This is a genomic window from Mycolicibacterium pyrenivorans (genome assembly GCF_025821625.1).
Taxonomy (GTDB): Bacteria; Actinomycetota; Actinomycetes; order Mycobacteriales; family Mycobacteriaceae; genus Mycobacterium; species Mycobacterium pyrenivorans.
This window is the reverse complement of record NZ_JACKSH010000180.1, coordinates 1-14,491: the sequence shown is the minus strand read 5'-3', so window position 1 is coordinate 14,491 and position 14,491 is coordinate 1. Positions and strand designations below refer to the sequence as shown.

The window sequence follows — 14,491 nt, the reverse complement described above, 5'->3', positions numbered from 1 at the left end:
AACACCCGCCGATAAACCGGCAACAACGATGACTTGCCCAGCATCAACCCCCTTGTTGCATACATAGATTCGAGCGTGTTGCTACCCGTTGATAACCGGCGGTCCGATGAGCAGGATGTTGGTCGCCGATTCCAGGTAGCGGCAGGTGCCCAGCTCGTCGATGAGCTTGCGGTCGATCCCGGCGGCGGCATCGACGTCGAAGTCGGCCAGGGTGGCCGGCGTGGGCAGGCAGGCGAACCGCAACCGGCCCGCCAACCGTCGGGCAGTGCTGGCCTCGACCTCGACGGCCAGCAGCCGCTCCAACGCCACGGTCAGCGATAGCCCTTCGGCGCTGGCCTGGTCGAGCACCGCGGGCAGCGCCTCGGCGGCCGCGACCAGTTTGAGCTCGGCCAGATGCGAGCGCAACTGCTGATATCGGGAGGCGGCAGCCGACGGCGACTCCTCGGTCGTGGTGGTGGCGGTGGTCTTCGGGGTGCGGGCAGTGGGGGTCATTGGATGGTCCTGTTCTGGGCGGCCCGCTCGTAGACGGACAGATCGATGACGGCGGAATCGGCTGACGGAGCTGAGGTTTGATGCACGGAGGTGTCGGATTGTTTGAGTCGGAGTAGTTGTGCNGCAGCGGCTTTGGCGGCCGGCCCGGGTGGGATGCGTTCCTTGCGGCGNTGCGGGCGCCCGGTNGNNGCGGTGGNCATCGCCGCGGCGTCCAGCGCGATGACATGCCCGCTGTCACGCACCATCACCCCCAGCCCGTCAGCGGCCATCCGGTGGCGAGCGATCACGATCCCGCTCGTGGTGGCGATGTCGCAGAACTCGCCTCCGACNGGATGGCTGACGACGACCTGGGCTGCTGCCAACTCTGGCGGCACCGAGTAGCGGTTGCCGCGGTAGGACACCATCGCCTGCCGCGATGCGGTGCGGGTCTCGGCCACGATCACCGGATACGCCTGCGCCGGCACGGGGTGCAGTGGCTCCGTTGTGGCGACCACGGCGACCGAGGACCGCCCGTCTGCGGTGGCCCGCAGTCGGGTGTCACCCCGCACGCGGGCGAAGCGATCCAGGCTTGCCTGGGCCTGCTCAGGCGTGGCTTCGTCAGCCAAGGTGCGCCACCAGCGTTGCGCGGCGGTGTGATTGACCTTCTCCACCACGCCCTTGCGGTTGCCGCGACGGGCCGGGCAGATCGCCACCGANGTCAGCCAAGGTGCGCCACCAGCGTTGCGCGGCGGTGTGATTGACCTTCTCCACCACGCCCTTGCGGTTGCCGCGACGGGCCGGGCAGATCGCCACCGANACGCCGTAGTGCTTGGCCACCCCGGCGAACGANGCGGTCATCCGTCCTGAGCCAGGGTCACACACCGTGGCCATCCGATCGAAGCGCCACACTCGAGTGCACCCGCCCAGGCCACGGGCGACGCGGTCTAGGCCGGCGACCAGGTGCGGCTGATCCTCACTCGGCGCCAAATAGCCGCGCCACTTNCCGGAATGCGCCAGCGAGCCGACCAGCAGGTGCGCGGTCTTGCCCCAGCCCCACGCTGCCGGCGGATCGGGCAATTCCAGCCAGTCCCATTGGGTTTCATCACCCGGGGCATGTGGAATCACTGCATTCGGACGCTGGGTCGCCGTCCGGCACGCTTCACAGACCGGCCGCAGATCGCGGGCGCGGATGTTGCGGGTCAGGCTCTGATACGACAGTGCGAAACCCAGGTCCTCCAACTCGTCGTAGAGGGTGCGGGCCCACAGGTGTGGGTCTTCGGTCAGCCTCGCGACGACGTAGTCGACGAACGGCTCGAACGGATCCGGGTCGGGCCGGGCTCGCACCCCGGGCGTGCCGTCACCAGCCAGATACTTGCGGACCGTCTTGCGGTCGACGTAGTCGACGAACGGCTCGAACGGATCCGGGTCGGGCCGGGCTCGCACCCCGGGCGTGCCGTCACCAGCCAGATACTTGCGGACCGTCTTGCGGTCGAAGCCGGTGTGGCGGGCGATCGCCGAGATCGTCCAACCACGTTTGCGTAGGGCATGTACTTCCACATCGTCCTCCCATGTGAGCATGAGAAAGCGGGCCTCCTTCGATGGAGCAACTGGCGTCAGACACCAGCAGCTTCGAGGGAGGCCCGCCCTTCTCGGCGGAGCCACACGGGTGGGGAATTTCGATGAGCGTCAGTGGGGAAATTCAGTGAGCGCGGTCACTNCACCAGCAGCTTCGAGGGAGGCCCGCCCTTCTCGGCGGAGCCACACGGGTGGGGAATTTCGATGAGCGTCAGTGGGGAAATTCAGTGAGCGCGGTCACTCGTCCCAGCCGCGATGTTCGGCCCGATGATTTTGTGCAGGAGGGATCCGCCGGCCGACTTTAGGCTCGATGGCATGACTCTGCACCAGCACGACGTAGCAGGACTGGAGTCCTCGGAACCCTCCACCGAGACCGTCCCGGCCGTCGACGATCGCCGCCGCGCTGGCACCTTCTTTCTCGGCTGGTTGATCCTGGCGGCAGCGATGTCGCTTTCCGGCAATGTCGGTCATGCTCTGCTGATCGCGCCATCGGAAACCCGTTGGCTGGCCGCCCTCGCGGCTCTGGTGCCGCCGACAATTCTTCTGGCAGCAACCCATTCGGCGACCTGGCTCGTCCGCGTTCGATCGGTTGGCTGGGTGTACTGGGTGGCGCTGGCCCTTACCACCGCGTTGGCTCTCGGATCATTCGCGCTGTCGTTCGACGCGCTGCGTTCCTTCGCGGTCATGCTGGGGATTCGAGAGTCCATGGCGTGGATCTGGCCTGCGGTCATCGATGCCGCGATCGCACACGCGACGCTGTGCTTGCTGTCGCTGACCAGGCCCAAGCGGGCCAAGCCGTCGCACGCGGTCCAAGCGATGCCGGAAGCAACGCCTTCGTCGACTCCGGCGCACACCGGCGGCTATATCGAGCAGGGCGAGACCGAGCAGAAGGTCGAGGATCGACCGCGATCTCTGCCGCCGAACCCGATTCGAAGCTCGGCAGTTGCGCCGACTAGCGAGGCGCAAGCCGGGCCCATGCCCAACCGTGAGTCCAGCAGCACCTACGCATCCGCTTTCGCGCCGGCCGCTGTGCGCCACGGACACCCGTTAACCGACAGCGGCGCCGATGGGCAGCGCCCACTGGAACGGGCATTGAGGGCCGTACCTGCCCGCGCGGTCACATCAGCGCTGCCCCAGTCTGAGTTGTGCACTGAGACGGGCGTGGAGACCACCGTTGAGAGTTGGCTCCCGACGGCGGAGTCACTGGTGCGCGAGGGGATCACCACGAAAGAGCCAGATCTGATCGCCAAGATTCTCGCCGACAATGCCGCTGGTACCCCACCGAGCACAATCGGACGTCGTCACGAGGTTCATCACAGCACCGTGAGTCGAATTCTCTCCGCCGCCGAACAGCTGGCCGAGACCAGCACCGCGGCCAGGTAGGCAAGGCCGCTCGTCGGCGTGGGCGTTGGGGTTCGGGCCTTACGACGCGGCGCGTTCGATGCCCAATGAGCGTTCGCGCAGAAGAAAGGGGAGGCTGACGCCTCGGGTCTGCGCCTCGCCGCGCAGTCGCTCCATTTGGTCGGCCGTGAAGCGCACGAACACACCCTCGGTGAGTTGTCGAGTCTCGGTCCCTTTGCCACTCATCGCCGTTCCCTTTCGCGGTGCACGAAGATGGTCCTAGTGTACGACATTTATGTCGTTAATTAGCGACATTCCTAGTCAGGTGGCTTCCGCATGTCGCTACAAGTGTCCTTATCTAGGAGCATAATGTTCTAGACGGGATGACGAGAACCAAACAGCCGACGTAAGCAGGGATGAGCGAGCCCAAGACACCACCCGCCGGGGTCGAGACGGAACCACAGGGTCCAGTGGTGCCGTTGAAGGAGGCTGCGTCCCGGCTGGGTAAGGATCCGCGCACGCTGATCAAGGCGATCACAGCGGGCCGGCTTCGCGGTGGCGCTCTGCCGCGGCCGGAACGGCTGCGGTGGTACGTCTACGCCGACGAGCTGCCTGCTGCCCCGGGGCCGGCGGCTGCGGTCCACTCCCCCGCGGATGCTCTGGTGGAGGATCTGCGTTCGCAGGTGGTGTCGCTTGCTGAGGCCAACCGGTTGTTGATCGCCGCTCAGCAAGATCTTCTTGATGCCGGCGATGCCGATCAGGGTTCGGCGGCGAAGTACCGCGCTGCGGCGCGGCGCTATCTGGATGCGCTAGGCCAGTTCATGACGCCGGGTCATCTGGGCGACCTCGTCGATCAGTAGGGCCGTTCAGCCGGCGAGTTCACCGAGTAGTTTGAGCAGCCTGCTTATCCCGTCGGCGCCGAGGTAGGTGCGTAGGGCGTGAGCGAGCTGTTCGGGTTGGTTGTCGAAATCGGCCAGCGCCGAGGCGATGACGCGGGAGCGGCTCGGGGGTCGGGGCTTGCCGCTGTCCTGGTCTGGGTCGTTGGTGCGGTCGAGGGTGGCCTGCCACCGCGCGACCTGTTCGGCGAGCGGCACTTTGGCCAGTTGCCGCGCCTCGCGGATGGCCAGTTCGCCGCGCCGTAGCGCGCTTTGCAGTTCTGGTGCCAGCTTCAGTAGGGCGCGTCGCTGGGAGACCCACGCCGCGGTTCTGTGGAGCCGTGCAGCGGCTTCGTCGGCACGTCCGCACTCGGCGACGAGCGCCTCCACAGCGCGCGCCTCTTCGATGACGTCGAAGTCCTGGCGGTCGACGTTTTCGGCGATGCACGCTGAGATGAGGGTGATTCGGTCGCGGGCGATCTCGTCGTTGATGACGACGGCGAGGTCGCTGCGGCCGTACTTGTGGGCTGCGGCGAGTCGGCGGCACCCGTTGATCACGACGTAGCGTGCCGAAATCTGGTCCTCGGGAAAGAGTTTGAGGTATGCGGCGCTGGTGACTGCCAGCGCGGGTTGCAGTTGGATGTCGGCGATCGATTCCAGATCCGCGAGGTCCCCGACGTCTTCGCGCGGATTGCGTGGATTGGCGGCGAGGTCGCTCAACACGATGGCGTGGCCCTGGATACCGTCTGGACGCTGTGCACTGCGATCCACCGGTGATCTGTGGCCCACAGATGCGGCGAGGTCGGCGAGGTTGGTGCGCTGTCCCCGTGCCATCAGCGCACCGCCGCGACGTTGAGCTCGAGGGCGAACTTGTAGAAGTCTTCTCGGGCTTGCAGCGCCACCCGGTTCAGCGGGTACTCGGTGACGACCTGACCGTCGGCGCTGGCTCTGGCGTGCAGCTTGTAGTGCCTGATCACGGTGTTGGCTAGCGGCCAGCCGTTGGCCTTGACGAAATCCTTGGTCTGGTTGAGGTCGTAGGTTCCGTCGCGCGGGTCCCAGTTGTTGATCACCACGATGTACCGAAGTCCGCGTGGCTCAATGACTTTGGTGATAGTCCGGGCGGTCGGATCGAAGCTGAGCGGCTCGGTCTCGATGGGGACGATGACTTGGTCGGCCATGTCCAGGACGGTGCGCAGCACATCTGCGGCGGGCCCGCGCCCGAGGGGATCTGATCCGTTGCCGTCGCCGTCGAGGTCGATCCATCCTGGAGTGTCGACGTAGACGTGCTGGATTCCGGGGAGTTCTTTGAGCGCGGCCAGTCCAGCCAGATCGTCGTGAGCTTGCGCGATGTGGAACGGCAGGTCGTTCATGCGCGAGGCCCACCATACCGCCGATCCTTGCGGATCGACTGACAGCGCCAGCACCGGCGAGGTGGCGTCAGGGTCGTCGTCGCGGTTGAGGACGTCGGCGGTGACAGCGGCCAGGTTGACCGAGATGGTGCTTTTGCCGACACCGCCCTTTTGATTGAGCACAACATGAATCGCCACGTGAGGGCCTCCCGTTTGCTTCCCCCGCAGTAACGGGGTACTTCGGATCAGACGGACTTACCCTACGGTGCAACGGGTTTGGCGGCGACCCGACACGCGGGGTCACACATCGTTGTGACGGCTCGACTGAAACTCGGGCGCAGGAACTGGGGCTGCGCTCGGCTGCGCGGGACATTCCCCCGTGCACGGGTCGGTTTCGGCTGGCAACCGCTCCGGTCGCTCGGCAGGCTCGCGCGGTAGGGAGTCCACCCTGAAAGGTCGCGCGGAAAGGGTGGTGCCGTCATCGTGGCGCACTGTAGAGGAGGGGTTTGCCGATTAACCGCGGTTAATCGGCATGCCACGATCACCGGGCGGCGGGTCGGGCAGTTGGAGGTCGGTATTGGGCGCCGCGGGGTGATTCAGGGTGGTCCGGGCCTCTCCTCAGTGTCTGGGTTTTGTTGAGCCGAGGACGTCCTCCCGGATTCTCGGCCCCTCTGCTCCCCCGGCGCTGGCCGCGCCGGCTGCGTCGGACGTGCGGGCGCAGACGCCGTTCGGCGCAATTAACCGCGGTTAATTGGTCTCGCGCTGGGCCCGGGGTCGAGACGCCAGTCCGTGGCTGCCGGAGGGTCGACTGGGGCGCTTCGCTGTTGCAGCGGGCCACCTCGCCATACGTCGGCCGATCCGTCACGTGACGCTGGGCGTGGAGTCGGTGTCGGCGATGCATCCGGCGCCTCAGCGCGGTCGTGATCGGTGTGATGTCACCGGCGCGCCGGTGGCTACCGTTTGCGGCCGGGGCCGCGGTGGGTCTCAGCGGTGCGGTAGCAGGTCGAACTCGTAGCGGAGGGCTTGTTCTACGAGCGCACTGCGTGTTCCGGCCCCCCACGCGAGGACCAGGTTGTCGAGTCGTTGCCCGTTGGCGGCGGTGACGCCGGAGAGCACCACGGTGCGTGGTGCGGTGGCGTGCCTGCGGCGGCGCGGCACTGCGTTCGAGGAGGGTCGTTCGAAGAGCTGCCCCTCCCCTACCGCGTCCTGTTGGTTGGCCCAGGTGGTGGCCAGGCGGGTGGCGTGGGCTTCGATAGCGTCGAGCACGATGGCGCCCATGGTGCGCGCGAGACCGCGGCGAACCTTCTTTTCCGCGAGCTGAACTCGGTAGAGCTCGTCGTAGACCTCCGATGACAGCAGGACCTCTGGCGGGCGGATCCGAGCCTTGTTCGGCTGCTGTGCATCGCCGCTGTGGTTGGCGGGTTGCGCTGCTGGAGTTGTCGGTGAAACGGCGATCTGCGGAACGGCGGTCGGCAACGGAGTTTCGGGCGCGGCAGGTTGGGCAGGAGAACTCGTCGGCGCCGCCAGGGGTGGCGTCGGAGTTGTGTGCGGGGTCGAAGGCGCTGCTGGTGCCGGCGGTGGCGCGACCGGCTGCGGTGTCTGGTGTGTCTTCGGGGCCGGCCACAGGTCGTCGAGGTCTTGGTCGAGCGCGGAGGGATCGAAGACCGGTTTGGCTTTCTGGCGGGTCGGGGTCATCCGGCGCTCACCTCCATGGGTGTGGATTCGAAGCGGACGAGCCGGCCGATGATCTCGCGGACCAGTTCCTGGTAGTCGGCGGCGAGACCGCTGGGGTCGCTGGTCCACAGTCCTCGTTCGGGACTTTGTTTGTCGCGCAGCCGGGCCAGCCGGCTCCGACGGTCGTCGTGGGCCAGCGCGACCAGCTCACCTGCGGTCCTGTGCAGGGTGCGCATGTCGACGGCGGCGGCTGGCGCCGAGCGGATGGTGATGTCGAAGGGCGTGGTCCCGCTTCCCTCGAGCATCTCGCGGACCTGGGCGAACACCTCCTGGTTGCGTTTGACGGCGCGCGGGTTGACGTCGAAGAGCAGCACGCCGAGCAGCTGAATTGACGCGCCATGTTTGCGGGCACGCCAGAACCGGCGGGCGAGGCGTTCGACGCCGCCCAGGCTTGCCTGATCGTCGCGGGTGGGTATGAGGAGGTAGTTGGCGACGGCCAGGTAGGTGTCCAACAGTGGGACGTCTCCGGGTCCGGAGTCGATGACGACTAGGTCGTACCCTTCGGATTCGCACAGCGCCGACAGCGCGGTCTCCAAGTTGGTCGCCATATTGATGCCGCTTTCGGACATCAGGTGCGCTGCGGCGCCGACGACCGCCAGTTGGGGTCCCCCAGCCACGACGTCGAGGTTGGGTCGTACGTTGCGCACTGGTACCAGTGGGGCCCCGTATTGCAGCGTTTGCGACAGTGACTGGCCGCGGTCGCCGGTGACGCCGAGATCCTCGACGGTGACATTGGCCTGCGGGTCCCCATCGACGACGAGCACCCGTCGTCCCCGCTTACCCGCCGCGGCGATCATTTCCGCCACCGCGGCAACCGTAGTGGATTTCCCGACGCCGCCCTTCTGGTTGGCCACGAGGATTGTTCGGGCCGGTCCGCTCATCGTCATGGCGGCCAACGTATGTCCCGGCGCACGGATTCCCGTGGCGCCGCACCGCAGTGTGATCGAACCGTTACTGGAGTGACTGTTGGGACGTGTGGTCGTTTGTGTGATTGGGGTGCGGCACGGAAGATTCGCCGCCGGTGCGAGTGGACGACTCAGCCGGCGGACATCGGTGCGGGTGGACGGCTGGGCTTCGGGCCGTGTAGCCGGCGGTGTGTTCGCTCCATCGTCTGGCCGTGTGTCCGCGAGACCGTCAGTCTGGGTGCACCACCCGACGTTGCGCCCGGGATACGCCAAAACCGACGTCCGGTGCGCCGGACGTCTATAGCTCGGCAGGTCAATCGGCGTTCGACCCGCCATCTGTACGAGGGTCAAGCGTCAGTACGTCCGGTCGTACGGACGTTTCACGCCCGGCGTGGTTCCGCGTGACGTCCGTTTGGTTACACGGCCTCCATGCGTCTTCAGACGCGTGAATCATCCGGTGTTGTCCCGTCGTTAGCCCGGATATTGCAGGTCAGCGCTGCATCGGTGCCGGTGCGGGTTACTGCCGCGCTCGGGGTGAGCCTTCATCCCGTGCAACGACGCAGCCGCTGATCCGGAGGCCCATTGGGAACCAGGTTTGGTCGGTCTCGCCCGGCGCGGCCGGGTGCTGGTGGGGAAGCGTCACCACAGGCGCCGTCGGTACTCAGGGTGACCCAATGCTGTTGGCGCCACAGAAAGGGCGCGTCGGGGGCTCGATCTCGGGAACAGACACGGTAGCCGAGCCGGCGGGCCAGCCTTGGGTCAAGGCTCGCGATCAAATTGGCGCAGCGTACGCAGACGGCGAACAGGGTTGACGCGGTGCTCTCGCCGGGTTGCTCGCCGAGACGGGACTCAAGAGAGTCCGCCGACAAGCGGCAGTCTGGCGCCATGATCTCGCAGTGCCCGCTGGCCCGTGCCCACACCAGCGCGGCCGCGGGTGCCGGCGTGGAGCAGCGGGCGCCGGCGGGGGAGGGGACTCCGGTCGCGCAAGGGAGCGGCGTGCTTGCGGCGACGGCCCCGGTGGCGCGCGGGGGAGGAGCATCGGCGGCGATGGAGTTCAGCCGATGCGCCACAGGGGCGAAGCGGCCGTCGATCCACACACCCGCCCACATTCCCCACGAAGGCCGGCATGTCAGCGCGCGGCGCGCGCACCACCGGCGGCGCGGGCATCGCAGGCAGGCGGCCAACGACTGTGTCCGCGCGGCGGGATCGAACCACTGATCGGGGTCGGCGTGGCAGGGCAGCGACACAGTCGCTGCCACGGCGTCCGGTTCGGCTGAATGGTTCATGGGGTCGCCCCGGCACCGCTGCCGCGCCCTTTCCGCCGCCGCGCGATCTCGTCGAGGATCGCCCGCGCGGCCTGGTGCCCTGGACCCTGCAGGGCAGCACGTCCGGCCTCGCGGGCCCGACGCTGGGTTTCGCGGTTCTGGATCTGGGCATCAATGCGTTGCCTGACGGCGAGCAGTTCGGCCTGCTCACGGGCCTCGTCTAGGGCTGCGGGCCGTTCGGCGGGGTTGCCGTGACTGGCGATGATCTTGCCGAGCAGCCCGATCGGTTTGTACGGGCTTTCGGGGATCCAGTGGCCGGTACCGACCCAATCGGTGAGCAGCTGGTTGAGATCCCGAGGTGTCCAGCCGTGTTGGGCGACTGTGGTCAGCACCGCCGCCCACGGTCCGCCGGTTCGATACCGGCGGGCCCAGGCCGGAGTTTGCGGATCGGCTATCCAGCGGTTTGCCAGCAGCAGCGCTCTGTTGTCGGGGCGTGGGCGACGCGAAGCGGCGCTGCGACCGGCGCTTTTGCGCCGGTTTGTGGTAGTGAGTGATTTCTTACAAGAGTTAAAAAGATTAAAAGAAGACCCTCCGGGATGGGGTGACAGCGATCGGAACCGACAATCGTGCAGAGCCCAGACTGAGGCCCATCCGCGTCCGCGGTCGCCGACGCGCCAGCTGGCGAACCGCTCGTCACGGGAGCGCTGCCGGCCGCGCATCACTTCGGTCGCGACACCGAGCAGCCGTAGCGCGGTCGATGCCCGTTGTACGGTGCGGATCGAGAGGCCGGTAATTTCGGCGAGACGGTCGTTCGTTGGACGGCAGTTTCGGCCCGTACGGTGATCAGCGAACGATGCCCGCGCCTCGGCCACTGCCATCACCGATTTCAGGCTCACAGGGTTACCCGGCATGGCGGGGCGGACATGACTGTCGTAGCGGCTGCGGTAGGCCGTAGGCACGGTCTCGTGCACCCACTTCCGGGCGCGACCCCTCCAACAGGGGATAGCCGCCACCGGCTCGATTTCAAGGACGATGCGGGGGAGCCGGTCGAAGCACTCGCCCCCGGCCCGGCGGATCGATTCGGGTGTGGTGCGGGCGGTACCGCGCCGCCGCAGCAGGGCGCTCGACCCGTAGTAGCGGTGCGTCAGCAGAGTTGCGGTGTCACGGTGCGCTGCAGGTAGACCGTCGGGCGGGCATGCGCTACCGTGGGATGCGTCGTTCATGACGATTCCCTTCAGGGAGGGGACGCGCGAAGACACCAAGGTTCGAGCGGCAACTCGAACCTGACGACCCTCGGTCTCAGGACCGGGGGTTTGTCCGTTAGGCGCTTCGCTGTGAGGTTTTCACTTGTGCCGCCGGGGTTTACACGCCGGCGATATGGTTGGTCGGCTGCCTCCTCTCCGTCTCAGTGGCGCTCGGTGTGGCGCACACTAAACTTCCCCCGGCGCGGATATCCGCGCCGACCCGGGCGCGGATATCCGCGCCCGTCTGAGCATGCCTCACGGGCTCCGCAGCGGCGGGTAGGACACGCCGCACCATCTTTCACACCGATCACTCTGGTTCTCTGACGCCTGGTCGCGGCCCGCGTCGCTAGCTGACGTCGTCGCCAGGCGCGCCTTTAACGACAAGTCCTCCATGGGTGGCCAGTGATCGCAGCTGGCGTAGCGCAAATTTGCGTCCCCGACCTTCCTTGGGGATATGCACCCCGGACCACATGCCTTCGGCGCCAGGGGTGTCGAGGGCGTCCTTGGCGCACTGCCAGCGCCGAGGGCAGCCTCGGCAGAGCGCCTTGAGCTCCGGGTCGTCGCCGCCAGCGGCCCACCTGTCGGGGTCAGACACGCAGGGCTGAGTGCTGCTGCGCACCGTTGGTCGTTGGAGTGTCACGGTCACCGTCGCTCCTCCCACTGAGCTATCGAATAACCCGAACTTTAGCACTAACATTTAGCACCGCACTAGTGAGTGCTAAATCTCTGTGCTAAATGTTTGGCCCACTGTCGGGCGCTGAGGGACTGCAAGTGTTAGCGCTTTCTTCACTGGAGTCAGCCCGTGACGTGCCCGCTGTTGTTCCGAAATCGTGATGACCGCTGGCTACACTGGCGCGGTGGAGGCCGATGAGATCGACGACGGGATTGCCCGCGCGGGCGCCGCTGTCGCAGCTCGACGCCTTAAGTTAAAGATCTCGCAGCGCGAGTTGGCACGCCGGAAGGTGATCACCGCCCCGTCGCTGATCGGTCTCGAGAAAGGCCGCTTGTGGCCCAGGGAGCGCAGTAGACACGCCCTTGAGCAGTGTTTGCAGTGGCCGGCGGGAACAATAGCGCGCATTCGTGCCGGCGGCGATCCACCCGCAGAAACGTTAGCGCCGCCCACGCCCGCGGTGGCCGCCACCAAAACGCCCGCGCCGCCCGGCGGGTCGGCCGACGCTATTCTGGTGGTAGACGCGTTGGAGCTGGCCCTGGACCGTTTTGACACCGCGATCGACGACCTCCCCGCGGCGACGTCCCCGGACTTCCCTAGCCGGGCGTTAAGCATTCTGACTGACCTGCGCAAGCTGGAGGCGTTGGCAATTCGCGCGATGCGACATAGCCAGGGCTCTCCGGCCGAGGTGGTGAAATCCCTCGGTCATATTCGGGGCCGCTACGACGACCTCATGCTCAAGGCGGCAGCGCATCCTGACGCCACGCTAGGGCAGCGACTATATGCAGTCCGGCGCCGGGCCAACCTCGTCGCCGGCGAGGCGGCCGTAGTAGGCGGAATCCCTGTGGAGTTGGTCGAGTCGGCCGAGGCGGGCGAGGTGCTCAGCATCGAGGATGCCGCCAGGGTGGAAAGCCTGATTGACGCTCTGGCCAGCCCCTGATCCTGGCGCAACAATCGGCCGCAGGCAGCACCGCCGACAGCATCGAAAATGGATGCATGAGACCATCTTTAGCTTCCGTCCTGACCGTGGGTGCGACTGCGATGTTGGCCGCCCCCGCATCGGCCTGCGCCGCCCCGGCGGCCAGTGCGGACGCAACAGCGACCGTGCTTCGCGTCGTCGACGGCGACACGATCGACGTGGTCGACGACGCTCGCGGACGGCTGCGGGTGCGCGTTCTCGGCATCGACACCCCCGAGACGAAAGGCACCGAGGAGTGCTGGGGCCGTCAGGCGACGGAGTTCGCGACAGCGACACTGCTGAATCGTCGGGTCGCGCTGGTCACTGATGCGAGCCAGGATGCCCACGACCGCTACGGACGTTGGCCTACCTTGAAACCGACCGCGGCGACTACTCGGTATTGGCGGCAGCCGCAGGGGCCGCGCGAGGCTACGTCTTCGATGTATCCAGGCCGCCGCAGCGGGCGGGCGAGATCGCCGCAGCTGAAGCATCAGCGCGCGCAGCCGGCCGCGGGTTGTGGGGCCCACCTTGCTTCGCGGAGACAGACGTGCGGCCGCAATAGCTGCCGCTCGCTTCCGATTTTGTGTCCGGAGGGCCCCGTGAGGTCGCTGATACTGGTTTCGTGTCGGTTGGCGCGGTGGTGGCTCAGGTCGGTGAGGTGCTGGGTCGCGCGCACTCACTGTTCGGCGATCCGCCGGCCTCCGGGCAAGGACCCGCCGCGGGCTCGGTGATGAAGCTCTCCGGCGCCGGGGACCTGGTGCGCTCCGGGCAGGCCCAGATGGCACCACTGTCGGGGGTGATGAAGCTCTCCGGCGCCGGGGACCTGGTGCGCTCCGGGCAGGCCCAGATGGCACCACTGTCGGGGCAGCTGGCCACCAACTACTCCACCTTCGCCGGCGGCGCGGGCCCGGCCCTGGACACCCTGGCCGGCAACGACCGGGCACTGAGCACCCAGCTCGACGAAGCCGCCCGCGCCGATCGCACCGGCCGCACCAGCTCCGGCACCGTCGTCAACGGCGCCGCCGCCGACACCAACGGACTGGCCCCGTTCACCAACACCCCCGCCGGCCAGAAAGCACTCCTGGTCGCCCTNCCAGCTCCGGCACCGTCGTCAACGGCGCCGCCGCCGACACCAACGGACTGGCCCCGTTCACCAACACCCCCGCCGGCCAGAAAGCACTCCTGGTCGCCCTGCGCCAGCGCGTCGCCCAACAACAACAAGTCGTGCAGGCCTACAAAACCCGCAGTGCCCGCATGGCCGCGATGCTGCGGTCGATGGCCTACGGCGGTGGCGCACCGGTGGGCGGCGGGTCGCCGTTCGGTGGCGGTGGAGCCGGGATGGGTGGCATGTCGATGGGTTCTTCCCGGGGAGGGGGGATGCCCGGGTTCGATGTGGGGCAGATCGCCAAGATGGCGAACGTGACGGGTCCGCAGCGGGGATCGCAGCGCCGCAGCGCAGCCCGGTTCTCCGCACATAGCGATATCCCGTCGACGCCGGGGGCGGCGAACATCCGGGCGGCGATCAACCGCGCTCTCGATCTCAAGGGGATTACCAATCCGCGGGCCCGTCAGTACTGGGAGAACGGGATGATGGTGGTCTCGGCGCGGGAGTCTGGCCACAATCCGAATGCGCAGAATAACTCAGATAGCAACGCCGCCAAAGGAACTCCCTCGCAGGGTGCGTTTCAGTTCATCGAGCCGACCTTCCGGGCTTACCACGAGCCGGGCACGTCGACCAATCTGCGAGACCCCGTGGCCCAGGCCGCGGCGTTCGTCAATTACGCCATGGGTCGGTACAACGTTTCAGCTGACGGGTCGGATCTCGCGCAGAAGATTCAGCAGGCCGACCCGAGGACGTCGCCGAGAGGGTACTGATCCCGCTGCGGGATTTTGTGTCCGGACGGCCCGGTGGGGTCGCTGATACTGGTTTCGTGTCGGTTGGCGCGGTGGTGGCTCAGGTCGGTGAGGTGCTGGGCCGCGCGCACTCACTGTTCGGCGACCCGCCGGCCTCCGGGCAAGGACCCGCCGCGGGCTCGGTGATGAAGCTCTCCGGCGCCGGGGACCTGGTGCGCTCCGGGCAGGCCCAGATGGCACCACTGTCGGG

General features: G+C 67.2%; 12 protein-coding genes and 3 pseudogenes. 5 read left to right on the top strand and 10 right to left on the bottom strand.

Features of this window, described 5'->3' with window-relative positions; all coding sequences use genetic code 11:
• Positions 1-96 precede the first annotated feature (96 nt).
• Together H7I57_RS20520 and H7I57_RS20515 are read right to left on the bottom strand one after the other, a co-directional pair.
• Positions 97-492, bottom strand: a pseudogene (locus tag H7I57_RS20520) (ATP-binding protein); the annotation flags it as partial.
• A pseudogene (locus H7I57_RS20515) lies at positions 489-2,049 on the bottom strand (Mu transposase domain-containing protein). The pseudogenes H7I57_RS20520 and H7I57_RS20515, both read right to left, overlap by 4 nt.
• A gap of 252 nt (positions 2,050-2,301) precedes the next feature.
• Here H7I57_RS20515 and H7I57_RS20510 point away from each other — a divergent pair.
• On the top strand, positions 2,302-3,429 hold the full coding sequence (locus H7I57_RS20510; protein ID WP_264025661.1) for a DUF2637 domain-containing protein: 1,128 nt from the start codon (positions 2,302-2,304) through the stop codon (positions 3,427-3,429).
• Positions 3,430-3,468: 39 nt separating this feature from the next.
• Here H7I57_RS20510 and H7I57_RS20505 read toward each other — a convergent pair whose 3' ends face one another.
• Entirely contained in the window at positions 3,469-3,633 is a 165-nt protein-coding gene (locus tag H7I57_RS20505; RefSeq protein ID WP_264025660.1) for a hypothetical protein, read from the bottom strand.
• 170 nt (positions 3,634-3,803) lie between these two features.
• On the opposite strand from H7I57_RS20505, the gene H7I57_RS20500 reads away from it, so the two are divergent.
• Positions 3,804-4,247 (top strand): hypothetical protein, encoded by a 444-nt coding sequence (locus tag H7I57_RS20500; protein ID WP_264025659.1) that lies wholly within the window; start codon positions 3,804-3,806, stop codon positions 4,245-4,247.
• 6 nt (positions 4,248-4,253) lie between these two features.
• On the opposite strand, the gene H7I57_RS20495 is transcribed toward H7I57_RS20500, so the two are convergent.
• From H7I57_RS20495 to H7I57_RS20465, 7 genes are all read right to left on the bottom strand, one after another.
• Positions 4,254-5,096 carry a ParB/RepB/Spo0J family partition protein gene (locus tag H7I57_RS20495; RefSeq protein ID WP_264025657.1) on the bottom strand — a complete coding sequence of 281 codons (843 nt, stop codon included), beginning with the start codon at positions 5,094-5,096 and terminating at the stop codon, positions 4,254-4,256.
• Positions 5,096-5,809 (bottom strand): nucleotide-binding protein, encoded by a 714-nt coding sequence (locus H7I57_RS20490; protein WP_264025655.1) that lies wholly within the window; start codon positions 5,807-5,809, stop codon positions 5,096-5,098. The genes H7I57_RS20495 and H7I57_RS20490 overlap by 1 nt, the downstream gene beginning before the upstream one ends.
• Before the next feature lie 786 nt (positions 5,810-6,595).
• The gene (locus tag H7I57_RS20485; protein ID WP_264025654.1) at positions 6,596-7,306 is read right to left on the bottom strand and encodes a hypothetical protein; all 711 of its coding nucleotides are present in this window, start codon (positions 7,304-7,306) and stop codon (positions 6,596-6,598) included.
• Complete coding sequence (locus tag H7I57_RS20480) at positions 7,303-8,232, bottom strand: ParA family protein (protein WP_264025653.1); 930 nt, start codon at positions 8,230-8,232, stop codon at positions 7,303-7,305. Before H7I57_RS20480 ends, H7I57_RS20485 begins: the two co-directional genes overlap by 4 nt.
• Positions 8,233-8,792: 560 nt before the next feature.
• A complete protein-coding gene (locus H7I57_RS20475) occupies positions 8,793-9,536 on the bottom strand; it encodes a WhiB family transcriptional regulator (protein ID WP_264025652.1) in 744 nt (247 codons plus the stop codon).
• Positions 9,533-10,738, bottom strand: a complete 1,206-nt coding sequence (locus tag H7I57_RS20470) for a helix-turn-helix domain-containing protein (protein ID WP_264025651.1) — start codon at positions 10,736-10,738, stop codon at positions 9,533-9,535. Before H7I57_RS20470 ends, H7I57_RS20475 begins: the two co-directional genes overlap by 4 nt.
• A gap of 367 nt (positions 10,739-11,105) precedes the next feature.
• Positions 11,106-11,405, bottom strand: coding sequence for a WhiB family transcriptional regulator (locus tag H7I57_RS20465; RefSeq protein ID WP_264025650.1), 300 nt, complete (start codon positions 11,403-11,405; stop codon positions 11,106-11,108).
• 211 nt (positions 11,406-11,616) lie between these two features.
• Between H7I57_RS20465 and H7I57_RS20460 the strand changes: the two genes are divergently transcribed.
• The 3 genes and pseudogenes from H7I57_RS20460 to H7I57_RS33990 form a co-directional block, all read left to right on the top strand.
• On the top strand, positions 11,617-12,369 hold the full coding sequence (locus H7I57_RS20460) for a transcriptional regulator (RefSeq protein WP_264025649.1): 753 nt from the start codon (positions 11,617-11,619) through the stop codon (positions 12,367-12,369).
• 56 nt (positions 12,370-12,425) lie between these two features.
• The gene (locus H7I57_RS20455; RefSeq protein ID WP_308204388.1) at positions 12,426-13,118 is read left to right on the top strand and encodes a thermonuclease family protein; all 693 of its coding nucleotides are present in this window, start codon (positions 12,426-12,428) and stop codon (positions 13,116-13,118) included.
• A gap of 376 nt (positions 13,119-13,494) precedes the next feature.
• Positions 13,495-14,262, top strand: a pseudogene (locus H7I57_RS33990) (lytic transglycosylase); the annotation flags it as partial.
• Positions 14,263-14,491: the final 229 nt, after the last annotated feature.

Coding starts and splice junctions, on each gene's coding strand:
- H7I57_RS20510 (WP_264025661.1), top strand. CDS start 2,302: ATGTTCGGCCCGATGATTTTGTGCAGGAGGGATCCGCCGGCCGACTTT.
- H7I57_RS20505 (WP_264025660.1), bottom strand. CDS start 3,633: ATGAGTGGCAAAGGGACCGAGACTCGACAACTCACCGAGGGTGTGTTC.
- H7I57_RS20500 (WP_264025659.1), top strand. CDS start 3,804: ATGAGCGAGCCCAAGACACCACCCGCCGGGGTCGAGACGGAACCACAG.
- H7I57_RS20495 (WP_264025657.1), bottom strand. CDS start 5,096: ATGGCACGGGGACAGCGCACCAACCTCGCCGACCTCGCCGCATCTGTG.
- H7I57_RS20485 (WP_264025654.1), bottom strand. CDS start 7,306: ATGACCCCGACCCGCCAGAAAGCCAAACCGGTCTTCGATCCCTCCGCG.
- H7I57_RS20480 (WP_264025653.1), bottom strand. CDS start 8,232: ATGACGATGAGCGGACCGGCCCGAACAATCCTCGTGGCCAACCAGAAG.
- H7I57_RS20475 (WP_264025652.1), bottom strand. CDS start 9,536: ATGAACCATTCAGCCGAACCGGACGCCGTGGCAGCGACTGTGTCGCTG.
- H7I57_RS20470 (WP_264025651.1), bottom strand. CDS start 10,738: ATGAACGACGCATCCCACGGTAGCGCATGCCCGCCCGACGGTCTACCT.
- H7I57_RS20455 (WP_308204388.1), top strand. CDS start 12,426: ATGAGACCATCTTTAGCTTCCGTCCTGACCGTGGGTGCGACTGCGATG.